The following is a 25,760-nucleotide window of genomic DNA, read 5'->3' as shown; positions in this document are numbered from 1 at the left end:
TATAAATCTACTAAAATGTGAATTTTCATTTCCCTACAAGAAGGTGACACGTCAAACTGTGGCGAATGATAAATGAGAGAACTTGAGGGATAGAGAAAATAAGAACTTTGAGGTGCTGTGAATGAAAAATGTGCCCAAAGCTATCATCATCTTATGGATAAGTATGTTGAATATTCTTTGCTTGCCGCATGATTTCGTCTCAGCGACTGCAGGAGAAGTTGACAAACCTGTATCCATTACGGGATGGGAAGTAAAATGGGGGAACGTACACGATCAGGGATTCATCAGTGAGGTTCAAGGTTCAGAGGAGATCTGGGAGAAGCAAGGTTCAGAAAAGCTGGAATATAGCAGCGAAGAGGCTCCTTCGGGTTCCATGTGGACTCGTTTGACCATTCCAAAAATAAACGAAGATAGCTCGGCAATCCGTTTTGAAAATATTAAAGGGAACCACATTGTAATCTATCTGGATGATCGTAGGGTGTATGAGAATTATCATTACAATTATGATAACAACGCTGTGTTGTTACCCCTTTCGAGTGAGAATTCAGGTGGCAAACTGTATGTATGGTCCGAGAATGAAAAAGGAAGACTTGGCATCTACGGAACAGTTCAGGTTGGGCCTTATGCTACATTACAGGAAAAATACATTCACAATGGACTGCTTGATGTAATATTGGGAGCGACCTTTGTGTTCACGGCTCTAACGATGCTGAGTTGCACTTTTTTCCTGGGCAAATTCCATACAGGGTTGTGGATTTCGCTATGTATCGTGATGGGTTCAATCGGAACGATGATTATCACCTATTCACAGTTTTTATATACGTTCTATCAGGTTTACGGTAATCTGTATTCCGTATTGTTTGACCTGGCTATGCTGATGGGCATGCCTGCACTCTGTTATTTTTTTGAACAAATTATCGGACCAGGTCGTTATGGCATCTTTACCAAACTAAGAAAATTCCAATTCATCTATTCTATAGTAGCTGTGGTTGCCCTGATGATTGATTTTATTTCAGGCGGTCAATGGGACATGCTCTATAGTTTGTTGGTTCAGAATGTAATTGGATTTGTTCTTGTAATCCTGTTGAGCATCTTAATGATCGGCACCATCTCCAAAGCACTTCAACGTAGCCGGGAAGCTCTTTTGCTGGCTACGGGATTTGGCACATTTGCCTTAATCAGTGTTGCTGAACTACTCTGGTATTACCAGCGTAATGGAACATATCATCTGATATGGTGGAAATGGTCCATGGTTGCTTTTATTATCTCACTTATTGCCATACTGGGAAGCCGATTTGCTGAAAAACATACCAAAGTGCTTGAATACTCGAAAGAGTTGGAATTGTTCAATAATGAATTGCAGCGATCCGAGAAAATGGAGATCATTAGCGAACTGGCGGCGTCGGTTGCTCATGAGGTTCGTAATCCACTGCAGGTGACACGAGGATTCCTTCAGCTTATGACAGAGCAGGAAGACAACAAAAACAAAGGGTATGTGCGGATAGCTCTGGAGGAGCTTGATCGGGCATCCGGCATTATTACCGACTTCCTAACCTTTGCCAAACCGGAGTTCGATCATATTGTCTCTCTAAATATCGCGGATGAATTTGATCATATTGAAGGCATTCTTGTACCGATGGCTAATCTGGAAGGTGGCAAAATAACAACTGATATTCCACCAAATCTATGGATTAGAGGGAACTCCTCCAAGTTCAAGCAGGCTTTTATTAATATTATTAAGAATAGTATAGAAGCTCTGCAAGGAGAGGGTCAGATTGATATTTGGGCTTATGCCCAGGACGGGATCATCAAGGTACATGTTAGAGATAATGGAGAGGGTATGGATGAGGAAGCGCTGGTCCGCCTTGGGGAGCCTTATTTCTCGAATAAAATTAAGGGGACAGGCCTTGGCATGATGGTGACTTTCCGAATCGTTGAAGCCATGCATGGGCAGATCAGCTTTACAAGCACAAAAGGGGTAGGAACAGAAGCCGTTGTATCTTTTGCTGCGTTCGTCGAATGACGAGCGGCAGAAGTGTACGATGGCTTTTTGGTTCGCTACCCCTGATGTCGATCAATCACATATTCAATCTAATCCGTTTAGCTTCTCCACGGTCCGCAATTTACGTCATAATCCACTTTGGATGGATTGGGAGGAATCACGAGAACATAATCGTTCTGTTGTTCTTCAACGGTACGGACTTGAATGTGTTCAGGAATATCAATGCCAAATGCTTCGCGAAGCGCTTGCTTCGGGTTGGAGTGCAGTTGTTGTCTGAAGTGCTCATCAGTCCAGGCCTTTTCAATAATATCCTCGTGCAACGTTTTCTCTGATACCATCATCGTCAACATTCCCTTCATATTTAAAATTCAACTGTATCAGCTCTTCTTTGGTGATTAGGACAAATGTTGTTTATCGCTGATCCAGTAATGAAACCCGCCTTGAAAAAGCATTTTTTTGTGTTGTTCAATGTCGTGAACAGTTTGTCCCAGAATGCCGCATAAGTAGGAATTAAATGCTTCGAGATGCGAAATTCCCGAGTTAGAAGATGTTAGTCTGATGTTATATTGCTGAGCAATGTCTACATAGGAGTTCATCAATTGGGTATTGTATACATTATCATGTACACGTTCGCTTACAGGATGAGCCGGGTAGTTATGTTCCAGTGCTGCGGATATGTGGGAGAGGAAGCTGTTGTAATTTCCATGCACAGCATCTTGTTTCGTGTCTGTGAAGTCATCTGTCATCTGGAGAGTCATCAGTGCAATGTTGACGGCAGAACATACCGGAGTAATGCGACGCTCCTGTTCCAAAAGAAGGAGTGAGCCAGCAGCTCCAAGTTGAAGTGGGGCGGCTTTTTGGGCGATTAATAGCGGGCTTCTCTTGAAATAATCGATGGAATTCTCACCGGTGACGCTCATGGCCCAATCCTCCACATACTGTCTGAAATACGTCCAGAACGGGGAAGAAAGGCTGAATAGCTCTGAATAGGCACAGATCGCATCCACGTAGTAAAGATTACCCAGTGATAATTTCAGTGTTACATCTTCTGGCTGTTCGTCCATAACTTCATCCTGATTCAGAAAATATAGCATATGCAGGAGACAAGCAGTACTTAGTTTGTGTGCCTTCTCTGGAGGTAGACCATCTGAGAGCTGCATCCACAATGGAATAATGTAGCCGATGTAGCTGTGACCCGAATCTCGTAACAACGGATTGACCAAATGAAGTTGTTCTAGTGCATGTTCTGACATTGGTTCAGGATATTTCTGTACCAGCTGCTCTGCTGCAGCGAACACCACCTCCACATCGGATCTAAACGGATCAAACCATTCTCTCCGCATCGTTTGGTTACGCCCTTCCCATAATAAAGTAATTAAGGACTTTTCGACTAGATCATGAAGTTACTTTCAGTATACCGGAAATGAATTGAAAAAAATAGGAGGTTTTGTGATGAATTGTGAAAAAAACAATGACATTTTGTATTTTTATGGCATAAAAAAGCGGAAGTTAGGCTCAAACTAAGAGAGCACAGGATTTTGACATATGAAAGGAAGAAGAGAAATGAAATACAGATGGAAAAAATGGATGGCAGCCGGACTGGCAGCCGTATTTATAACAGCATCAACCGGCTATACGGCATCCGCTGATCCAAATGGATCTGTTGAAGATGGGGCTACACCATCCTCTTCCACAAACCAGAAGAAGCCATGCATGCAAGCAGGTCATGGCCTGTTTATGATTGGAGAAACCGCAGACCTGCTCGGTATTGGGCTCCGTGATTTAAAGGAACAGATGGAGCTTGGCAAAACGTTGACTCAGATTGCTAAGGAACGCAAGGGACTTAGTGAAAATCAATTGTTGGAGAAGCTGAAGCCTTCGCTCTCTCAGCGATTGGATAAAGCAGCCGAAGAAGGCTGTCTCACGAAAGAGCAGGCAGCAGCAGCCAAAGCAGGTATGGATACGAAGCTGAAGAAGGTAATCAACACACCACTGCGGGAGTTAAGACGTGAGTTCGCTCACCATGGCAACAGACATCCAATGATGGACAAGGGCGCTATTGCACGTTTTCTCGGCATCACCCCGGAGCAGCTCCATCAGCAGCTTCAAAGCGGGAAATCACTAGCTGAGATTGCTCAGGCAAAAGGCATCAGTGAAACGCAGTTGGTAGACAAGCTGAAGGAGCAGTTGACGGGTGACCTGAAAAGGTTCGTTAATCAGAAGGGCAATGCACATCAAGCTCCTGGTCCTCACGAACCTGTACCCGGTCGATCCGCTTCCACAGAAGTGAAGTAAGAAAAAAGCGTCTTCCACGAAGGGAGACGCTTCTTCTATATTCAACCAGGATTATCTGGTTTCCAGACTGCGATTTGCGCTAGTTGACGGATTACGCTCGGATGAACTTGTTCTGATTGCAGAAACAGTATCATGCAAACGGGGACTTGGGCGTTTCTTCCGTTGTAATCCTATGGTGAAGCGAGAGCCAGGAAGTTGGGAAAGTCCCCAGCTGATTGCAAGAGACGTTGCCACGGTGACAAGAAACGAAAGCAATGTAATCGGTAGATGCCATCCGCTTAGCGTAAGTGGTCGGGTAATATACGCAATGCAGTAGATAACCAGTGCATGAACCAGATAGCCACCAAAGGAATATCGGCCAATCCACGTCAGGAGACGCTGAAATGGTGTATCTTTGCCACGCAGCAGTACAAGGAACCCATAGAACATGAACATCTGGGCCATGATGATGATGAATGTTGTTGGTTTCAGATAGGTTGATATATTCAGGTTAACGACATCACCCGATCCCCGCAGCACATCATACCCAAGCCACATGTACATGCCGATAAACAGACAGACCATCCAGGGCAATACTTTTGCGGTCCAACTTCTCCAACTATCCACTGACCAGGCACAGACTGCGCCCAACAAAAAGTAAAACCAGTACATAACCCATGAATAAGAGCGATACTGCAGCAAACCCGACCAAGGTTGGGGTAAGGAAGCTGTCCATCCGCCCATATCGTAGTAGGACCATTTCATAAGTAAAGTGTATAATGCCATCCCAATGAGAATCAGCGTGATGACGGATTGCATTGGGGTGAAGCGTGTAACTTTTTCAATACGTTTCTGAATGAACTTGGCTCCCGCAAGAAACAGGGGAAACAGAATATAGAACTGAAACACCATAATTACAAACCACAGATGATATCCCGTCTGGGGGAGGAACAGTTCACGAACAAGACTGCGGAAATCTGGCATACCCGAAAGCCAGAACTCGGGCGTGAATACCCGGACAAACAACCAATAGATGAACGTCCATACCACAAAGGGCACATAGATATCTCCAAACCGCTTACGGATAAACTTGGGGTAATCCGGTTTGGTATGACTATGATGATAGAACAGCATTACACCGGACAGAAAGACGAATGTCGGTGTACCAAAACGAGTCAGATGATAAATCATGGTCAGCATGATGGAATCAGGTTGTTCAATATCAGCGCGATATATATATTCTGCAATGTTATGCTGCATCACAATAGCGAGAAATGCAAGGGCGCGCAGTTGAGTCCATTCCACGATTCGCGGTTTATTCACGTGTAACCCTCCTTCGTGTAACCGGAATTCATCATTTAAGGGTACCTGTTAAACATTAAGACTGCATTAAATGGGGGAAATAGGTACAAAAAAAGATGGCAGCAGCCATCTTTTAGTCGAAGTATCTTTGCGATACCTGCCTCATTTTGTTTCCATTCCATTTAGTTTAAGTCTTGTAATTTTGTTGATTCATCCTCTGGAGATTTCGCATCTTCCTCAAACAAATTCTGAATGTATGCTTGGAGTTTCGGTTTATTAACACCGAGTACCTGGGCAGAACCTGCAAGCTCATTGGTAAGCAGCTTGTTAGGAGGGATCTGCTGTTTATCGATTTCATTCACGTTAATATCGAATCCGAGCGAAGCTAATTTTAACATCTGTGTTGGACTGAGGTCTGTCTCGATATATGGAGCGACAGCTTCCAATATTTCAGGAATCTTGAAGAGTGAAGTCGTGCTTTGCATCTTCTTGGCCAGCTCAGTCATGAAAATCCGTTGCCGTTCGGTACGCGTAAAGTCTGATGTGGCATCATGCCGGAATCGGACATATTGGAGGGCGGTCTTACCGTCCATATGCTGAAGCCCTTTTTTGAGATCAATATCGTACATATGTTTATCTGCTTTGCTGGTATAATACATGTCTTTCTCTACATCGATATCGATCCCGTCTACAGCATCAACCAGCGCCATAAATCCGATAAAATCGGTATACACGTAGTGCTGGATAGGGATGCCGAGCAAGTCACCGACCGTTTGTTTGGTTAATTCCGCTCCGCCGTAGGAGAAGGCCGCGTTGAGTCTGCTCTTTCCGTGTCCCGGAATATCAACATATGTATCACGCAGAACAGAGAAGAGATGGGCTTTCTTGGATACCGGATCGATGGAAGCGACCATGACCGAATCTGAACGGCCGGCATCATCCCCTCTGGTATCACCTCCAAGCAGCAAAATGTTAACTCGTTCCTTCCCTTCCCATTTAGGAACAGGGGTGGTTGGAGTGTCCGTATTTTGGTTTGTGTCAGAAGTGGAAGTCTCGGAAGCAGTTGAGATGCTATTGGCAAAATGAACGATCGAGTATCCGTAATATACAATGACACCGGCTATGGCAAGTGCCAGGGTTAGGGATGTTCCCCATAACCATTTCTTAAGCATAATCTTCACCTTTCTATGAATGAACTATTATGTAACCCAAACTAGTTTAACAAAAAGTAAGAGAAATGTCCTCTTTGATTTCGAAAGTTCGGTTACTAGGCGACATGTTTGACAAATAGTTAGTGTATATTTATTATGTAAAAAATAATCGTGATTTGTGTAATGGAGGTATTAAACGACTGTTATGAATCAATCTGTATTTAATTGGATCAACCAGTTTGCTGATCGTATTCCGTTTCTGGACTGGTTTATGATTACATCCGCTGAATATGCCGTTTGGGTTATGATAGGGCTTCTTGTGATTGTGTGGTTTCTTGGCAACCCGTCGAAGCAACGAATTGTGTTTTATGCGTGTGTAGCTTCGATCGTAGCACTTGTTCTGGCAAAATGGGGAATTTCACCTGTGGTAGGTCATCCAAGGCCGTTCATGGAAGGCACGGTGAATCAACTGGTTCCGCATGTGCCAGATCCATCTTTTCCAAGTAAACATGCTTCCTTTGTATTTGCGCTAGCTGCAGCTTCGTTTTTTATTGGACGCCGCTTCGGTATGTGGATGCTGTTGCTTGCTGTGCTGACAGGAGTGTCGCGGGTTTATGTAGGTGTACATTATCCTGGGGATATCCTCGGTGGATTTATTCTGGGTAGCCTGGTCAGTGTAATCTTGATTGCTACGCGTAATTACACCAAGTCGATTCCTGATTTCTTCATTAACATTCATCGGCGGATTTTCCGTTAGAAATGGTTGAATATAGTAGGGATTGGAAGAGAAGTTTCGGATATGAAAGCCTTAAGTCTTTGGTGAGCCAAAGACTTAAGGCTTTTTTTGTGTTTATTTCGAAGTTAACTGAAATTTACAAAAAATCGAATTCTCATATATACAATTCATGACGATACGTGTCGATATACTATAAATATGTACTAGTTGAGGAGTGGGGAACATGAAAGACTCGCGGGGAAACGTGACAAAGAAATTGAGATTAACAATTCGAATGAAATTACTGACTGGATTTCTAATGGTAGTGGCTTTACTGGCTTTTGTAAGCATTTATGCGTTAACCCAAATTCATGATATGTCCAAAAAGGCCGATGAGATCGACAAGATGTGGATGCCCAGTGTGAGCCTGCTCGGGATGATGAATGGTGATGTTTCCGACGTCGAACGGCTTGCTCTTGCCATAATTGTCGAAACGAATCCAACTGAAATCACCAAGATGAATGAAGTGTTGGAACAGCTCCAAGCCAAGATTGCGATTGAGCGCAAGGAACTGGTTTCACTTATCTCAGGCAATACCGAAGCAGTGGGAATGTACAATACATTTAGCACGAACTATGAGGCGTATTTGGCGAAAATGCCGGAATTTATGAAATTGGGCATGGCTAACAATTACGAAGAAGCCAGCAGATTGCATTCAGAGGCATATCCATTATGGTATACAGCGAATGATACCATTGCTCAATTAATCACGATGGGGAACTCACTGTCGGATGCAGCAACGAATGCATCGGTTGAGTCTGCTGAACAAGCATTTAATATTATTTTGGGAGTCACTATTGTTGCTTTCCTGGTCGCCATGTTTATTGCCTTCTTCATTGCAAGCATCATCTCACGTCCAATACAGAAGATGAATGCAGCAGCGATGTTGATTGCAGATGGGGATCTGACCAGTGAGAAGATTGTTCTCAAGAACAAGGATGAGCTGGGAACGCTGGCCGACTCCTTCAATGTGATGACTGGCAACCTGCGGGAGATGATTCAATCCGTATCGATGACATCCGAACAGGTAGCCGCTTCCTCGGAAGAACTTCTCGCGAGTGCTGAGCAGAATACAAGGGCGTCGGAACAGATTTCCGAGACGGTTGAGGAATTGGCTGTAGGTACATCGGATCAAGTAGATATGGTGAAACGTTCTTCACAGGCGATGAGTGAGATGGCTCTTGGTTCGGAACAAATTGCTGAGCTTGCTCAAAGTGTATCCGTATCTGCTGTTGATGCAGCGAATCAGTCAGCCGAAGGAAATATGATTATTCAGCAGGCTGTTGAACAGATGGGATCTGTTCGCAACTCCATTGAATCACTGACAGAACTGGTTACAGGGTTGGGAGAACGCTCCGCAGAGATTGGTACCATTACCGAGGTTATCAACAATATTGCCCGTCAGACCAATCTGCTTGCATTGAATGCAGCAATTGAAGCGGCACGTGCAGGTGAGCACGGACGTGGCTTCGCAGTTGTAGCCGGAGAAGTACGGAAGCTCGCAGAGGAGTCTTCTACATCCGCGCAGCGGATTACGGATCTTGTCCAATTGATTCAGAAGGATACAGATCATGCCGTGCAGGCTGTGAAAGTGAACAGCAATGAAACGGAAGCCGGCATTGAGATTGTAACAGCGGCTGGACAAGCCTTCGAGCAGATTTCGGATGCAGTGAACAAGGTCGCTGGTGAAATCCAAGAAGTATCTGCAGGTTCGGAGGAAATGTCAGCAAGTACGAATGAAGTTGTAGGTTATGTGGATCAGATCTCTAACATCGCTGGAGAAGCAGCAGGTGGGGTGCATAATGTATCCGCAGCAACCCAGCAGCAGCTGGCTTCGATGGAAGAGATCGCTTCGTCCGCAGGTTCTTTGTCCAAAATGGCTGAAGAGTTGCAGGAGCAAATCAACAAATTCAGAGTGTAAACGATCCAAAAGTAGGGTGTTCAGACTGGATAGTACCATGGATCATCATGCAACCTGTAGCACGGGTTATTCAAAATATCAGGACTGTTTCTCATATTGCGTTCAAGCGATATGAGGGGCAGTCTTTTTTGTCATATCACTACCCAAACATGTCACAACAATGTTATTTCAGAAGTCACCAGCGCTGATATTGCAACTGGAGCAAAAGGATATAATGGTAATTAATGGTGGAAATACATGGAGTCACACCATAGAAAGGAGCGGGTCATTACATCAGTGTAATTGGAAAATTACGAGACGACTATTGCAAAAGGAGATGAATGGTTGAAGATGAAGGGAAGCTGGTGGAGACGAATCGCTATCCTCGCGTTATCGGTAGGACTACTGGCAGGAAGTACATCCATACAGGCATGGAGTGGTAAGGCAGATGCGGCTGCCGGGAATCATAACTATGCGGAGGCATTACAAAAGGCGGTTTATTTCTATGAAACACAGCGTTCAGGGAATTTGCCCGAAGACAATCGGGTGGAATGGCGTGGTGATTCCGGATTAAATGACGGAGCGGATGTTGGGGTTGATTTGACCGGAGGGTGGTACGATGCTGGAGATCATGTGAAATTTGGTCTGCCCATGGCCTATTCGGCTACGATGTTAGCTTGGTCTGTTATGGAATACCGTGAGGGATACGAGCAGGCAGGGCAACTGGAGCAGATTAAGGATAACTTGAGATGGGCTACAGACTATTTTGTGAAAGCGCATACGAAACCAAATGAATTATGGGGACAGGTTGGAGCAGGCAATACAGACCATGCCTGGTGGGGCCCTGCTGAAGTGATGCAGATGAACCGTCCTGCTTATAAGATCGATGCATCCTGTCCGGGAAGTGAACTTGCGGGAGAAACTGCAGCTGCACTCGCTTCTTCATCCATTGTGTTCCGTGACAGTGACCCGGCTTATGCCAACAAACTGCTTCAGCATGCGAAGGAACTTTACAGCTTCGCAGATACGTATCGAGGCAAATACTCGGATTGCATTACAGATGCTCAATCGTTCTACAATTCATGGACAGGTTACTATGATGAACTCGTCTGGGCAGCAACATGGTTATATATGGCGACAAATGATAGCGCTTACTTGTCCAAAGCGATTGCTACGGCGAATCTGTGGCAAGCGGATGGACAGAACGGGAACTGGGCCTATACATGGACCCAAGGCTGGGATGACAAACATTACGGAGCACAGATTCTGCTGGCCCGCATTACTTCGAGTCTGAACATGCCGGAAGCGACGCGGTTCATTCAATCCACGGAGCGCAATCTGGACTATTGGTCTGTAGGCACGAATGGACAAAGGATTAAGTATACACCGGGCGGGCTTGCCTGGCTTGATACATGGGGATCACTCCGGTATGCAGCGAATGCATCGTTTATTGCTTTTGTGTACTCCGACTGGGTCAGTGATCCGGTGAAGAAGGCGAGGTATCAGGACTTTGCCGTCTCTCAAATGAACTACATTCTGGGAGATAATCCTCGCCAAAGTAGTTATGTGGTCGGTTATGGTCAGAATCCGCCTAAGCACCCTCATCACCGGACCTCCCACAGTTCATGGACGAACAATGAAAATGTACCTTTAGAGCACCGTCACACGTTATACGGCGCGATGGTTGGGGGACCGGATGGAACGGATGCCTATACCGATTCCATTGGGGACTATGTCAGCAATGAGGTGGCAACCGATTACAATGCAGGCTTTACAGGCGCGTTAGCCAAAATGAATCTGTTATTCGGCCAGAATGATCAGCCCATCGCGAATTTTCCGGCTCCGGAAGTGAAGACAGATGAGTTCTTTGTCGAAGCTGCTGTGAAGGCATCCGGTTCCAATTACACGGAAATCAAGGCTCAACTGAACAATCGTTCAGCCTGGCCTGCGCGGATGGGGGATAAGTTGTCTTTTCGTTATTTCCTGGATCTGAGTGAAGTTTATGCTGCAGGATACACCGTTTCCGATGTCCATGTTACAACCGCATATGCCGAGGGGGCTACCGTATCCCAACCGGTTGTGTTTGATGCAGCGAAACGAATCTACGCTGTTACAGCGGACTTTACTGGAACCAAGATATATCCAGGCGGGGAAGGACATTATCGCAAAGAGGTACAGTTCCGCATTACCGGCCCGCAAGGCGCCTGGCATGCGAATAATGATCATTCATTCCAGGGCTTGGGTACAGGCAATGTGGCCACGAGTGTATATCTTCCAGTCTACGATGCGGGAATACGGATATACGGTCAGGAACCAGGTGTTACACCGGTCGTCACTCCTGTTGCACCTTCGGGAGTGCAGGTTGTGTCAGGGAATGCTCAGGTAATCCTGAACTGGGTAGCATCCCCTGGGGCAGAATCATACACCGTGAAGCGTGCCGAGGTGAATGGCGGTCCATATACTTCTGTAGCGACAGGTGTGCATGGATCGACATACACGAACACGGGGCTCACGAACGGGAAAACCTATTATTATGTAGTGACGGCTGTTAATTCAGCCGGGGAATCTCCCGGTTCTGCACAAGCCTCTGCCACGCCACAGGCTGGAACATCGCTGCCTGGTGCACTGACATTAAGCGGTACTTCAGGCAATGCACAGTCGATTCTGACCTGGACGGCAGCAACGGGAGCTTTGTCTTATAAGGTACAGCGCTCAGTTGTAGGTGGTGCTTATACCGATGTGGCAACTGGGTTGGCAGTATTGAATTATATCGATGTAACAGCGGTAAATGGAACGGCGTACAGTTATCGAATCGCCGCTGTGAATGCGAGCGGACAGACGTTGTCCAACATCGTGACGGTGACACCGAGTGCGCCTCCGGCCACGACGGGCACGCTTGAGGTGCAATATCGTAACGGAGGGTCAGGTGCTTCCGGCAATGCGGTGACTCCGCAGTTTAATCTAAAAAACACAGGCACTCAAGCGATTGATCTGAGTACGGTGAAGCTCCGATATTATTTTACCAAGGACGGTGCAGGCGATCTGACCTTCTGGTGTGATTATGCTCAGATCGGCACGGCCAATATTGAAGGCAAATTTGTCACGCTGACTCCGGCAAAGGGGACAGCGGATACGTATCTGGAGATCAGCTTCAAATCCGGGGCTGGCAGCCTGGCTGCTGGAGCGGAGACGGGCGTGATCCAGGGCGCTTTTCCAAGAACAATTGGAGCAATTTCGATCAGAGCAACGACTATTCCTATGATGCAACTAAGACGGCTTTTACCGCATGGAATCAGGTAACTGGGTTTCAGGGAGATACGAAAGTCTGGGGTATGGAGCCGTAACCTAAGGGAGTTCAACAGCAAGGGCAGACCCGCAGTAATTCTAATTGAATTTCACCATTCCAGGGAGGTAAGTACATGTTGAAATCAGCTGCTAAAAAAAGTTTGTCTGCCATGCTAGCAGGCACCGTTATGTTAACCGGGTACACCGGCTTGTGGGCGGGTCCCCAAACGGTTTATGCCGAAGAGCAGACCATTGATGCTCAGGCGGACGGAATAAACGAAGCTCGATTTTTGCAATTGTATGATCAACTGAAGGACCCGGCGAACGGTTATTTTTCTCCAGAGGGCATTCCGTATCACTCGATTGAAACGCTGATGAGCGAGGCACCGGATTATGGGCACATGACGACATCCGAGGCATACAGTTACTGGCTCTGGCTGGAAACAATGTACGGTCACTATACGGGTGATTGGTCCAAACTGGAAGCCGCTTGGGACAGCATGGAGAAATACATCATCCCAGTCAATGAAGGTGACGGCAAGGAAGAGCAGCCTACGATGAGTTATTACAATCCGAACAGCCCGGCCACCTATGCAGCGGAAAAACCTTATCCGGATCAATATCCTTCTGCCATTAATGGTCAATATGCTGCCGGAAAAGACCCACTTGATGCCGAGTTGAAAGCTTCCTACGGCAACAATCAGACATACCTGATGCATTGGCTGCTGGATGTGGATAATTGGTACGGCTATGGTAACCTGCTTAATCCGAATCATACGGCAGCTTATGTGAATACATTCCAGCGTGGGGAGCAGGAGTCTGTGTGGGAGGCCATCCCTCATCCATCCCAGGACAATAAAACGTTTGGCAAAACGGGCGAAGGTTTCATGAGCCTGTTCACCAAGGAGACCCAGGCGCCGGCAGCCCAGTGGCGTTATACCAACGCAACGGATGCTGATGCACGTGCGGTGCAGGTATTGTATTGGGCGAAGGAGATGGGCTATACCAATACAGCGTATCTGGACAAAGCGAAGAAGATGGGTGACTATCTGCGCTATGGGATGCACGACAAGTATTTCCAGAAGATCGGAAGTGCCAAGAACGGTACACCAACTGCCGGTACAGGCAAAGACTCTAATATGTATCTGATGGCGTGGTATACCTCATGGGGCGGCGGCCTTGGCGAGGGTGGGAACTGGGCTTGGCGGATTGGAGCCAGTCACACGCATCAGGCTTACCAGAATCCAGTGGCAGCGTATGCCTTATCTGATCCGGCAGGCGGCCTGATTCCAAAATCAACAACAGCCAAGGCAGATTGGAATGCATCGTTGAAGCGCCAACTGGAGTTCTACACTTGGTTGCAGTCTCACGAAGGGGCAATTGGCGGTGGTGCGACGAACAGTTTTGATGGCGCCTACAAAGCTTATCCTACTGGAACCAGTACGTTCTACGACATGGCTTATCAGGAAGCTCCAGTATATCGGGACCCGGACTCCAACACGTGGTTTGGTTTCCAGGCTTGGTCGTTGGAGCGTGTAGCTGAGATGTATTACATTCTTGCCGAGAGCGGGGACCTCAGCACTGAGAACTTCCAGATGGCCAAAAAAGTCATTACCAAGTGGATTGACTGGTCCAAGGATTATGTGTTTGTGGATGAACGTCCAGTTACAGATGCTGAAGGATATTATTTGAATGCGGCAGGTCAGCGTATTCTTGGTGGTACCAATGCACAGGTTGCAACTACACCTGCACCAGGCGAATTTTGGATACCAGGCAGCCAGGAATGGCAGGGGCAACCGGATAAATGGAATGGGTTCAGTTCCTTTACGAACAATCCTAATTTTCATGTGGTAACCAAAGATCCTGCTCAGGACACAGGCGTACTGGGGAGTTATATCAAAGCCCTGACGTTCTTTGCTGCAGGGACTCAAGCCGAAGGCGGCGTACTCAATACCAAAGGACAGGAAGCCAAAGATATGGCCGAGAAACTGCTGAATACAGCCTGGGATTACAATGATGGTGTGGGAATTGTCACCGAAGAAGTCCGTAAAGACTACTTCCGCTTCTTCGCCAAAGAGATCTACATTCCGGCGAACTGGACGGGAACCTTCGGGCAAGGGAACACGATACCGGGTACAGCTGGCGTACCTTCTGACCCCGCCAAAGGTGGTAATGGCGTATACATTGGTTACTCTGACCTGCGTCCGGCCATCAAGCAAGATCCGGCTTGGGCTTATCTGGATAATCTGTACAAAACGTCTTATAATCCAACAACGAAAAAATGGGAAAATGGCGCACCAACCTTTACGTATCACCGTTTCTGGTCACAGGTAGATATGGCTACCGCGTATGGAGAATATGATCGTCTCCTGGGTGAAGCCGGAAACCCAGGAATTCAGGTGCCGGGAGCTCCAGCTGGCCTGACAGCTGCAGCAGGCAGTGAACAGGTTGTTCTGAACTGGACAGCATCCACTGGTGCCGCTTCTTACACGGTAAAACGTGCAGAGGTAAACGGTGGCCCGTATACTTCCGTAGCAACGGGGGTTACTGGCTCGACCTTCACAGATACAGGACTGACCAATGGCAAAACGTACTATTATGTGGTGACCGCAGTGAATACGGCAGGTGAATCTGCACCTTCTGCTCAGGCCTCTGCAACACCGCAAGCGGGAACATCCATACCGGGAGTGTTAACCCTTACAGGAACGGCAGGCAATAATCAGGCTGTGCTAACATGGACCGCATCGACCGGGGCTGCAAGTTACAAGGTACAACGCTCGGTTGTAGGTGGAACCTACGCCGATCTGGCTACAGGTCTGACGGCACTGACATACACAGATGCCACGGCCGTGAACGGTACCGAATACAATTACCGAGTGGTGGCAGTGAATGCAAGCGGTCAGACCTTGTCCAATGTAGTGACGGTGACACCCACAGCGCCTCCTGTAACGACAGGTGCACTTGAAGTGCAATACCGCAATGGTGGTTCAGGGACGTCAGGCAATGCGGTGACCCCACAGTTCAATATCAAGAACACAGGCACGACAGCAGTGGATCTGAGCCAGGTGAAGGTGCGGTATTACTTTACAAAGGATAGTGCATCCGATCTGAGTTTCTGGTGTGATTACGCTCAGATTGGCAGCGCCAACGTTGAAGCACACTTTGTGACGGTAGATCCGGCTAAAGGGACAGCGGATACGTATCTGGAGATTGGTTTCAAATCCGGGGCAGGCAGTCTGGCTGCCGGAGCAGAGACGGGAATTATCCAGGGTCGCTTCTCGAAGAACAACTGGACGAATTTTGATCAGACCAATGACTATTCTTTCGATGCTTCCAAAACGTCCTTTAGCGCCTGGAATAAAGTGACCGCTTATATTGGCGGAGTTAATGCTTGGGGGATTGAGCCATAATCGATTTATATTGAGACACAGTAAAGTCGGGGAGAGATCTCCGGCTTTTTTGTGATGATTGTGGGATTACAGGTACTCATAATCGGGAAATGAACCATAGTAATGTTTACCAAATATAGAATTTAAATATTAAAATATAGGTCGTATGGCGCATGTCCTAAGTGATGCTCGGTTTAGGTCTCATTTCTGCTTAAAACGAAGCACAGCAAATAGTTACAATAATTTAACCTTTGAAAAAGAAGAGATTTGCGGCAGTTTTAGCCAACTCATATGAGAGGTATCCCTGATTCTTAGTGCTCAAGCCTGCCTGATCGAATACAGGACTTTGGACTGATGATCGTTATGGACAGCCCGTTTTACAATGGGGCAAGCCCGGCGAATGAGGCCAGGTTAAAATTCTGTAACATCAGGGGGAACACGACATCATGAACTGGAAAAGCAAGATCATTACTGCAAGTGTAACAGCAACGATGCTGATGGGAAGTCTGACAACAGGAGCATTAACGACACCTGCATCAGCAGCGGCAGTTGATAATTCAAAAGTTAAAGTCATCTGGGGCGTTAATTTGCGTACATCGCCATCTTCTTCCGCAAGCATTGTTCGTTTGGTGCCAAAAGGAGAGACTGTCACGGTAGTACAAAAATCCGGATCAGGCTGGTATAAAGTTACGGACTCCGGTAACCGGACAGGATACATATCATCTTCTTCAAAATATACACAAGCCGTGAAAGGCAACACGACAACAGGAAGTTCAGTTACAGGCAGTGCTTCTGTAGAGAAAGTCATAGCTGCTGGTATGAAATATTGGGGAACGCCTTATGAATTTGGGGCAAGTCGTAATAGTACGGCTACGTTCGATTGTTCAAGCTTTGTCCGCCAGGCATTTATTGATGCACTTGGAATCAAGCTTCCATCCGATTCGCGTAAACAAGGTGCTTATGTGAAAGCTAATGGTACCGTTCAGACCAATTGGAAAAATCTGAAGCGTGGTGACCTGATGTACTTTATGTCCTACAAAGGCAGCTCGGCTTCATCGTATTCTAGTGTGAACAAATCCACTGCTACGATTACCCACACGGGAATTTATCTGGGTGACGGCAAAATTCTGCACACTTATTCCAATGCTGGCGGCGGTGTAACGATTAGTGATATCTCCGGCAAACATTGGGAGTACCGTTTCCTGTTTGGTGGGAGTGCACTTTAAGTTCCAGCACGCTTATTAAATAATGAACATATATAGAACCTTCCATCTCTGCTTATACGGGGGATGGAAGGTTCTTTTTGTTGTTTATTAGTCCTGGTAGTACAGACGGAACAGAATATCCTGATCATAGTTGCCGAATCCTTGACCATACAACGTCAACCCGCCCACATGCTGCGCACCTTCCTCCACGGAGAGGCGTAATGTCCACTGATTGCGTTCCACGGGAATATCAGCAAGCGTAACTTCGGACATAAGCTGTCCATCAATAAATGTGCCCTCATGGGTAATACGCAGCACTTTGAGCATGCCGTATTGATTGACACTGTCGCTCCACCATTCCGGGGTGAACATGCCTCGTCCATTTCCGGAATCTCCAGGACTTGTCCATTCACCTAGTCGAATTCCGTTGAGCATGAAGGTAATATCCGAGGGCCAATTTGGGTTGACAGAAGGGGCCTCGGAACCTATTTCAAGTGACAATTCAATGGCACTGATCTGTTGACCTGACAAGATATAGTTTGGGATTTTGTATTCTACGAATCCGCGTCCAAACCAGAGAATATGGGCATGCATGCGTTCGGGATCCAGAAAATAGCGTGGATCATCATATTGTCCAATGACCTGATTGGATGTAGCCAGACCACAAGTTGGATACACATCAAAATGGGTATAATGCCCGACAGGGATTGCCACTTCATGAAGCTTGCGGGAAGCTCCCGTTTCCTGTGGCATAGAGATGCCAATCCAGTCGACTGCCAGGCTGTTCATTTTGTGCGTGCCGCCATCCTTGCGAATCATTTTAGACTGAATAATGCCCACATCCTGAAGCTTGCGAACATGCATTGTTACAATTGCGCTGCTCAGGCCGAGTGATGCGGCAATGTCCTTCACGTTCATAGGGGTCTCCGCGACAAGTCTGATAATCTGCAGACGCACTTCACTCGCGAGTGCTTCGTATAGGGGCAACCATTCTGCATCGGTATTTGCTCTAATCACATCTGTTCCTCCATTTTTGATTTATAGAATTAAGTTAAACATAAATCCAGTCAAAAGAATAACATTTTGCAAAATTCAGGTTGAAATTGGTGCCGTAATCGATTTTAATATAAATATGAACGTTGATCCATAGATTATCAATTAATTTTTATATTAATCTTAGGGAGCTGAACTTCACGATGGAAAAAGCAAAAATGACGGTAGACAAGGATTTCACAATTGGCGTAGTTGATAAACGTTTATACGGTTCATTTATTGAACATCTGGGACGTGCCGTATACGGTGGAATATATGAGCCGGGTCATCCTACAGCGAATGAAGCGGGATTCCGTGGAGATGTGCTGGAGATGGTTAAGGAGCTGCAGGTCCCGATTGTGCGGTATCCTGGCGGTAACTTTGTATCCGGTTACAATTGGGAGGATTCTGTTGGTCCTGTGTCTGAACGCAAACGCAGACTGGAACTCGCCTGGAGAACAATCGAGACCAATGAATTTGGGTTTAACGAATTTGTGGATTGGTCCAAACAGGCGAATTCGGAAGTGATGATGGCCGTCAATCTGGGAACACGGGGTGTAGACGAAGCCCGCAACATCGTGGAGTACAGCAATCATCCTGAAGGTTCCTACTATAGTGATTTACGTATTAAACATGGATACAAAGAGCCTCATGCCATCAAAACCTGGTGTCTTGGCAACGAAATGGACGGTCCGTGGCAGATTGGTCACAAAACAGCAGAAGAGTATGGACGGATTGCACTTGAAGCGGCAAAAGTGATGAAGTGGACAGATCCAACGATTGAGCTGGTTGCATGCGGAAGTTCATCCCTGGGTATGCCATCCTTCCCGGAATGGGAAGCAACGGTGCTGGATCATACGTATGATCATGTTGAATATCTGTCGCTCCATCAGTATTACGGTAATGCTGAGCAGGATACGCCGACATTCCTTGCGCGTTCCCTTGAGATGGATCGTTTTATTGATACGGTAAAAGCGACCTGCGATTATATCAAAGCGAAGAAGCGCAGCAAGAAGACGATGTTCCTGTCCTTTGATGAATGGAACGTTTGGTACCACTCTAATGAAAGTGACAAGAAGCTGGACCCGTGGCAGATTGCTCCGCCACAGTTGGAGGACGTATACAACCATGAAGATGCCCTGCTTGTGGGATGTATGCTGATCAGCATGCTGAAACATGCTGACCGAGTTAAGATGGCGTGTCTGGCGCAGCTCGTCAACGTGATCGCTCCAATCATGACCGATAATGGTGGTGCTGCATGGAGACAGACGATCTTCTATCCGTTCATGCATGCTTCCGTGTTTGGACGTGGAACAGCACTTGTACCGTTGATCCAGTCCCCGAAATATGACACCAAACAAATTACGGATGTTCCTTATCTGGAGGGCATTGCGGTGCATAACGAAGAGCAGGGTGAAGTAACTGTTTTCGCTGTAAACCGTCATCTGGAAGAATCACTTCCACTTGAAGTGGATCTGCGCAGCTTTGGGAAGTGCCGCTTGATTGAGCATATTGTGCTGGAAAGTGATGATCTAAAAGCAGCCAATACCGCAGCACAGCCGAATCGCGTTGCTCCGCATAATCGTGGTGATGCAGAAGTATCTGATACACTGATCACGGCAAGCCTGGCCAAAGCTTCGTGGAACGTAATTCGATTGAAAGTTCAATAATAGGTGAAATGAGTCGAGGAATCATTCAGGGTTACACTGAGCACTCCAGTGGTGGAGATAACTTGGGATCGTTGTGTTCCTCAACTATAAACGTAAATAAAAGCTGGATGCGAACAAATCACATCCAGCTTTTTCGTGTTTCTTGGCGAGAACTACTAGAGAAGACTCCATTTGTTAAAAATCACTCATCTCATCAATGAACTTTATTTTAACTCCGTATCCGGTCCGAACACAAAGCTCTCGCCATCGCGTGGAATAAGCACCTGTCCGTCCAATTGTTCGGATGCCAGATAACTGGCGAGGTCCACACGGGACATCATGCAATGGTTAATGGCATCCATATGCACAGCAATCACATGTGCATCCGGTGCATGGCCTTTCACGGCAGCGACGTCAGGCCCGTCCATCGTAATCGGATCTCCTTGCAGGAAGCGGGCACCGCCAGCATTCACCACAATCACCTCAGGTTGATATTGACGAATGGCTTCGGCTGGTTCTTCGCACCAGATGGTATCCCCGGCGATATAGGCGACAGGTTCTTCGTCAGCTTCCAATACAAAACCAGACACCTTGCCCATACGTTCGCCGATTTCTCCGGTTCCGTGTTGTCCTGAAGTGCGGGCAAAACGGACAGAATGATACTCGTGTTTCTCATCCACGGCGGTAACGTTAGTAAATCCGGCTCCATTGAACACGGCTTCATCTCCTGGCTGGCACAGAAGAGGTACATCCTTGCGGAGCTGCTTCGCTGCTGCTTCATCCCAGTGATCGGGGTGGGTATGCGTAACGATCACCAGATCCGGATTCATATAATCCGTTTCCGTCTCGGGTAAGGAGACTCTAGGATTGCGTAATTCATTGGGCGTGTTCGGGAAAGCAGGCATCACTTCTTTATCCATCAACATGGGATCAACCAGTATATTCAGACCCCCATATTCCAACCATAATGTAGCATTACGAATCAATTGAATTTTCATCGAACCTGCACTCCTTCGGGAATTAATGTTATTATCCTATATGTTATACAACCCGTTTATGGGCGTAAATAACACACTGAAAGAAAACAGACCACTTTAATTTCAAGTTGAAAGGATTGCAAAATAGATGAATGAGACGATTGATGATACAGATATACGCATACTGAAAAGCCTGATCCGGGACGCCAAACGCTCTCACAAAGAGATCGGCGAAGAGGTGCATCTGACCGGACAGGCTGTAGGTGCGAGAGTGCGTAAGCTGCATGATATGGGTGTGATTGAAGGTTATACGGTAAAATGGAACCCGGAACGCCTCGGCTTGGGCCTGCAGGCATTTGTAACGATTTTTCTGAATTCCGGCGACCGACATGCCGCCTTCCGTGAATTTATGGCTGCACGTGAAGACATCGTGGAGGTTCACCGTGTCAGCGGAGAGGGCTGTTATCTGATGATCGTACGGACAGGAACAATGGAGCAGCTTGGCAATTTGCTGGAAGCCATTTTGCCGTATGGAAATTATAGAATGAACCTGTCTGTTGGTATCGAAAAGTCGGAATGATGTGAGCTGGATTTCAGATGTCCTGTTGCTGTTTCTCTCGGAGCGTCTCCTGCAGAAGGACAACTGCTTGACTGAGCTCTTTTTTGGTTAGTAAATGATCGGTCTGGATATGACGCCGGGTGCCGTCTTTCAAATACAGGGCAATCATGGGGGAAGCAGAAAATATCCATTTGCTGAAGGCGGGAGAGCCAACCTCAATTTTACGAATCTCATTCCAGGGAATGGTCCGTTTAAGGGTATGAAGTCCTTCATCATTCCAGGATAATAACACAGGAGAACTCGCGATTGCGCGGGATAGAAACATAAAAAATAAAGGCCCGATAAACCACATGCCAAGAATGGCTGCGATGGAATAATACAACGTCTCGAGTTGTCCAGCATGATCGTCATAGATGATCCATAACAGGGTGAGACATAACAGCAAGAACAGAAGACATATTGCTCCTTTCCATATAGCCGTGAAACGGCGGTAGGCAATCTGTCGATGCTCAAGCTTCGACTCTGATGATTTGGATAATTCAGGTTTCATAAATACGCCTCCTTAACATCATTTCCCAGAAAATATACCAAACATGCCGCCTGCATCGCAGAGCGGCACGTTCAACGTTATTTAACCCATTTGGTTGGATGAGCTAGCCAGAAATAGCTGAATCATTACCAGCTTCACGCGCATGGGTGTAAAGATCAGCATAGACTCCTTCAGCATCGATCAACTTCTGGTGTGAGCCTTCCTCAACAATCTCACCATTCTCCATAACGAGAATCCGATCTGCATGCATGACTGTAGATAAACGATGCGCAATAACAACCGTTGTTCTTCCCTGAGAGACGGATTCCAGCGCCTGTTGTACCAATTGTTCGGTATGCGAATCCAGATTCGCGGTTGCTTCATCCAGGATAAGCACTCGGGGCTGAAAGACCACGATTCGGGCAAACGATATCAGTTGACGTTCTCCGGCGGACAGACCGCTTCCGCGTTCGGAAAGACGAGTATCATACCCTTGCGGCAGACGTGAAATCATGGCATGTGCTCCGACGAAACGGCAGGCCTGAATAGCCTGCTCTCTCGTAATATCCTCGCGGAACATTCGTACATTGTCAATGATGGAGCCTGAGAAGAGGAATGGTTCCTGCTGGATCAGACCAACGATCCGATGAAGATTGGCCTGTGGGAAATGGCGAATGTCTACTCCATCGATTTCAATGCTGCCCTGATTCACATCGTAAAAGCGATTGAGCAGGGAGATCAACGTACTTTTTCCAGCTCCTGTAGTGCCTACAATGCCGACCATTTCACCTGGATACAGATGCAGATTCATATGCTGAATCAGGGGGCGATCTGCTCGATAGCCGAACGAAACATCATTAAAATCAATCTGTCCCATCACGTTCCGTGGTTCAAGTGTGGAGGCAGTCCCGGGTTTGGGGTCAGCGACTTCCGGACGGGTACTCAGAATGTTCCAGATCCGATCCATGGATACGGTGGTTGATTGGAATGTGTTCCACTGCATGGTGATCTGGTTAATCGGCTGGAAGAACTGACGGATGTAACTGATAAACGCATAGAGCACGCCCACCTGCAATGATTCACCCAGCACGGCACGTCCTCCAAGCCAAACCATCATAACGAGCGCCGCATTGCCAAGGATATCAAACGTCCGGTTGAATATAACATTCGAACGAGCTTGTGTGATATTGGCCTTCAGGTGAAGTTGGTTCTGTTCCGTGAATCTTTTCTTCTGTTCTTCTTCCTGATGGAAGGCCTGGATCAAAAACATGCCGGACAGGTTCTCTGCCGTAAATGCAATCAAACGGGAGAGACGAGTTCGGGCATTCTGATAAGCCCTGCGTAGCTGGCTCCGAAATAATACAGCAACGATGGCGATCACAGGCAACACGATGAGAGAGTACCCTGCGAGTACCGGATCGAGCTGGAACATAAAGACGATAATGAGCACCAGCATCATGCCATCCCGGATGAGACTAAGCAGTACCTGGGTGAAGAAACTGCTGATCGTTTCCGTATCACTGGATACATTCGTCACCAGACTGCCGATATGGAAGCGATCAAAGAAAGACATTGACATTTTGGAGATATGCTTGAACAGGTCTTTACGAATGCGAGAGACGATGTTCTGACCGACATGTTGCAGCAGATTGTTTTGTACATAGGTAAAAATAAAGCTGATTACAGCCAGCCCCAAAAAGATAGCTGCCAACTGGACAAGAAAGCCTACACTAGTCTGACCAATTGCCAGATGATCATCGATCGCGATCTTCACCAGGTAAGGCTGAAGCAAATCGGCGGAGATGCCGAGCAGCGAACAGAAAAAAATACCTGCAAAGGCCCATTTATGGGGTTTGGCGTAGGACATCATCGCTTTGAAGGAAGTGCGCTTACTCTGGTCTGCGCCTGCATCGGACCCGGACCCATGCCCTGACGGTGCTTGTGATCCGGCATCTGAACGAACTTCAGCGTTACGGTCAGTCATGATGTAATCCCTCCTCCTGCAAACGATAGGTTGCAGCATATAACCCTTTTGCGGCCATCAGACCTGCATGTGTTCCCTGTTCAGCGATTCGGCCTTCATCCAGAACGATTATTTCGTCGGCATGACGGACCGCACTAATCCGGTGGGAGATAATCAGCGTTGTTTTTCCTTTGCCGATCTCACGAAGGCTGCGCAGAATGCCACTTTCAGTGACGGCATCCACAGCACTCATGCTGTCATCTAGAATGAGCACCTGCGCTTTTTTGATCAACCCCCGTGCCAGACTGGTGCGCTGACGCTGCCCACCAGACAACGTGAGTCCGCGCTCACCCAGCAGGGTATCGAACCGATCAGGGAACCGGATAATGTTCTCGTATATCATCGCTTGTCGTGCACTGTGCTCTACGGTGTCTAGCGGAACCTCACGGTCGCTAAAAGCGATGTTGTCCCGAATGGTTGTACTGAACAGGAATCCATCCTGCGGTACATAGGCAATACGGGATCGCAGACTTTCCAGCGACAGCTGCCGGATGTCGGTTCCGTTAATACGGATCGTGCCTTCAGGCGGCTCATATGTACGCAACAATAGCTTCACAAAGGTACTTTTACCAGAACCTGTTCTGCCCACAATGCCCACGGTTCGTCCTGCCTGGATATTCAGACTGATGTTTTTGAGCGCAGGGGATAAACTGCCGGGATAGGAAAAGGACAGATTCTCTATCGTAATGTCGTTCACGGCTTTGAGACTTGTCGCATTGGGAAGCTCGCGCACGTCAGGCACTTCCGTCAACAGATCATTTACCCGCTCCAGTGATGCTCCAGAACGCTGCATGGTATTGATCACATTACCGATTTGTTGAAGCGGTCCCATGATGATCCGCAAGTATAGCGTTAATGCAACAAAACTTCCGAGTGTAATGGAGTTCTGCATCGTCAAAATTCCGCCAACAAGCAGGGAGACAACCAATGAAATGGCACCCAGTAGCGGTAGCAAGGCCTGAAATAGAGAGGACAGACGAACAAGCCGCAGCTGTTTGCTTTTGATTGCATCTACTGTGAATCCAAAACGTTCACGGGCGCTGTCTTCAATGGCAAATGTTTTGGTTACACGAATACCACCCAGCTGTTCCTCTGCGGATTCCGTCATGGTAGCAAGAGCATCCTGCACATCACGAGAGCGCTTGCGAATTCGCGGACCGAAAAAAACGACCAGAAACGGAATGGCCAGCAAAGGCACAATACTGATCAGAATAAGTTTCATCGGGATTCCGCTGAGCAGCATCATCACGATGCAAGATAATAATAGAAATGTTGCATTGGTCATCATGGTGACGCCGTTGGAGATGGCTTCACGTACAGAGGTGACATCATTCATGACGTAACTGAGCAGTTTCCCATTTCCCTGTTTGGAAAAATAGTGCTCGCTAAGTTCGGAAAACTTGCCGAAAATGCGCTCACGTGTCATGAATTCGAAGCGGCGTCCAAGCTTCATGATCATGAATTGCCCGGTACCGAATAACAGATTATAAGCGATGGCTATAGCCAAAAGCGAAAGACTGTACTGGATGACCGTATTCATCTGAAGGGTGTTCTGCATGAGTTGATCCGTGAAGCTGCCCAGAATTCGGGGCAAGGACGCCTGACCCACATTGGAGGCAATAATCAGTAGTACAGCGAACAGATATACGGGCCAGTTGGCAATGACATAGCCTCGTAGTAATCCTTTCTTGGACATAAGATTTGTTCT

The 25,760-nt window shown here is 47.1% G+C and carries 18 protein-coding genes; 9 read left to right on the top strand and 9 right to left on the bottom strand.

The genetic code is table 11. From position 1 onward, the window contains the following. The first annotated feature begins 121 nt into the window (after nt 1-121). Entirely contained in the window at nt 122-2,023 is a 1,902-nt protein-coding gene (locus MHB84_RS07235; RefSeq protein ID WP_076290200.1) for a sensor histidine kinase, read from the top strand. Nucleotides 2,024-2,100: 77 nt separating this feature from the next. Here the strand turns inward: MHB84_RS07235 and MHB84_RS07230 are convergent, their stop codons facing one another. Together MHB84_RS07230 and MHB84_RS07225 are read right to left on the bottom strand one after the other, a co-directional pair. Beyond that, the gene (locus MHB84_RS07230; protein WP_240343015.1) at nt 2,101-2,361 is read right to left on the bottom strand and encodes an NHLP leader peptide family RiPP precursor; all 261 of its coding nucleotides are present in this window, start codon (nt 2,359-2,361) and stop codon (nt 2,101-2,103) included. 36 nt (nt 2,362-2,397) lie between these two features. After that, complete coding sequence (locus MHB84_RS07225; protein WP_076290199.1) at nt 2,398-3,345, bottom strand: hypothetical protein; 948 nt, start codon at nt 3,343-3,345, stop codon at nt 2,398-2,400. A gap of 220 nt (nt 3,346-3,565) precedes the next feature. Here MHB84_RS07225 and MHB84_RS07220 point away from each other — a divergent pair, with 220 nt between their 5' ends. Next, nucleotides 3,566-4,297, top strand: coding sequence for a hypothetical protein (locus MHB84_RS07220; protein ID WP_076290198.1), 732 nt, complete (start codon nt 3,566-3,568; stop codon nt 4,295-4,297). A 51-nt stretch (nt 4,298-4,348) separates the two neighbouring features. On the opposite strand, the gene MHB84_RS07215 is transcribed toward MHB84_RS07220, so the two are convergent. Together MHB84_RS07215 and MHB84_RS07210 are read right to left on the bottom strand one after the other, a co-directional pair. Then, nucleotides 4,349-5,599, bottom strand: coding sequence for an acyltransferase (locus tag MHB84_RS07215; RefSeq protein ID WP_076290197.1), 1,251 nt, complete (start codon nt 5,597-5,599; stop codon nt 4,349-4,351). A 161-nt stretch (nt 5,600-5,760) separates the two neighbouring features. Beyond that, the gene (locus MHB84_RS07210) at nt 5,761-6,750 is read right to left on the bottom strand and encodes an LCP family protein (protein ID WP_076290196.1); all 990 of its coding nucleotides are present in this window, start codon (nt 6,748-6,750) and stop codon (nt 5,761-5,763) included. A 184-nt stretch (nt 6,751-6,934) separates the two neighbouring features. On the opposite strand from MHB84_RS07210, the gene MHB84_RS07205 reads away from it, so the two are divergent. The 5 genes from MHB84_RS07205 (at nt 6,935) to MHB84_RS07185 (ending at nt 17,304) form a co-directional block, all read left to right on the top strand. Continuing rightward, complete coding sequence (locus MHB84_RS07205; RefSeq protein ID WP_076290195.1) at nt 6,935-7,486, top strand: undecaprenyl-diphosphatase; 552 nt, start codon at nt 6,935-6,937, stop codon at nt 7,484-7,486. Nucleotides 7,487-7,688: 202 nt separating this feature from the next. Beyond that, entirely contained in the window at nt 7,689-9,425 is a 1,737-nt protein-coding gene (locus MHB84_RS07200) for a methyl-accepting chemotaxis protein (RefSeq protein ID WP_256716857.1), read from the top strand. A gap of 330 nt (nt 9,426-9,755) precedes the next feature. Continuing rightward, entirely contained in the window at nt 9,756-12,704 is a 2,949-nt protein-coding gene (locus MHB84_RS07195; protein ID WP_256716864.1) for a glycoside hydrolase family 9 protein, read from the top strand. Between the two features lie 119 nt (nt 12,705-12,823). Then, nucleotides 12,824-16,099 (top strand): glycoside hydrolase family 48 protein, encoded by a 3,276-nt coding sequence (locus MHB84_RS07190; RefSeq protein WP_076290194.1) that lies wholly within the window; start codon nt 12,824-12,826, stop codon nt 16,097-16,099. A 425-nt stretch (nt 16,100-16,524) separates the two neighbouring features. Next, complete coding sequence (locus MHB84_RS07185) at nt 16,525-17,304, top strand: C40 family peptidase (protein WP_076290193.1); 780 nt, start codon at nt 16,525-16,527, stop codon at nt 17,302-17,304. A gap of 87 nt (nt 17,305-17,391) precedes the next feature. Here the strand turns inward: MHB84_RS07185 and MHB84_RS07180 are convergent, their stop codons facing one another. Then, entirely contained in the window at nt 17,392-18,300 is a 909-nt protein-coding gene (locus MHB84_RS07180) for an ArsR family transcriptional regulator (protein WP_083678974.1), read from the bottom strand. Nucleotides 18,301-18,479: 179 nt separating this feature from the next. On the opposite strand from MHB84_RS07180, the gene arfA reads away from it, so the two are divergent. Next, the gene (arfA, locus tag MHB84_RS07175; protein ID WP_076290192.1) at nt 18,480-19,985 is read left to right on the top strand and encodes an arabinosylfuranosidase ArfA; all 1,506 of its coding nucleotides are present in this window, start codon (nt 18,480-18,482) and stop codon (nt 19,983-19,985) included. 203 nt (nt 19,986-20,188) lie between these two features. Here arfA and MHB84_RS07170 read toward each other — a convergent pair whose 3' ends face one another. Continuing rightward, nucleotides 20,189-20,962 carry an MBL fold metallo-hydrolase gene (locus MHB84_RS07170; RefSeq protein WP_076290191.1) on the bottom strand — a complete coding sequence of 258 codons (774 nt, stop codon included), beginning with the start codon at nt 20,960-20,962 and terminating at the stop codon, nt 20,189-20,191. A gap of 127 nt (nt 20,963-21,089) precedes the next feature. Here MHB84_RS07170 and MHB84_RS07165 point away from each other — a divergent pair, with 127 nt between their 5' ends. Then, nucleotides 21,090-21,521, top strand: coding sequence for an Lrp/AsnC family transcriptional regulator (locus MHB84_RS07165; RefSeq protein ID WP_076290190.1), 432 nt, complete (start codon nt 21,090-21,092; stop codon nt 21,519-21,521). A gap of 13 nt (nt 21,522-21,534) precedes the next feature. On the opposite strand, the gene MHB84_RS07160 is transcribed toward MHB84_RS07165, so the two are convergent. From MHB84_RS07160 to MHB84_RS07150, 3 genes are all read right to left on the bottom strand, one after another. Next, on the bottom strand, nt 21,535-22,050 hold the full coding sequence (locus MHB84_RS07160; RefSeq protein WP_076290189.1) for a DUF5381 family protein: 516 nt from the start codon (nt 22,048-22,050) through the stop codon (nt 21,535-21,537). A gap of 103 nt (nt 22,051-22,153) precedes the next feature. Then, nucleotides 22,154-23,899, bottom strand: a complete 1,746-nt coding sequence (locus tag MHB84_RS07155) for an ABC transporter ATP-binding protein (RefSeq protein WP_083679000.1) — start codon at nt 23,897-23,899, stop codon at nt 22,154-22,156. A 106-nt stretch (nt 23,900-24,005) separates the two neighbouring features. Beyond that, complete coding sequence (locus tag MHB84_RS07150; RefSeq protein ID WP_076290187.1) at nt 24,006-25,748, bottom strand: ABC transporter ATP-binding protein; 1,743 nt, start codon at nt 25,746-25,748, stop codon at nt 24,006-24,008. Between the last annotated feature and the right edge of the window lie 12 nt (nt 25,749-25,760).

The sequence above is a fragment of the Paenibacillus sp. FSL F4-0087 genome (assembly GCF_038020215.1).
In the GTDB taxonomy this organism is placed as follows: Bacteria; Bacillota; Bacilli; order Paenibacillales; family Paenibacillaceae; genus Paenibacillus; species Paenibacillus taichungensis.
This window is presented reverse-complemented; position numbering and strand designations above follow the sequence as displayed.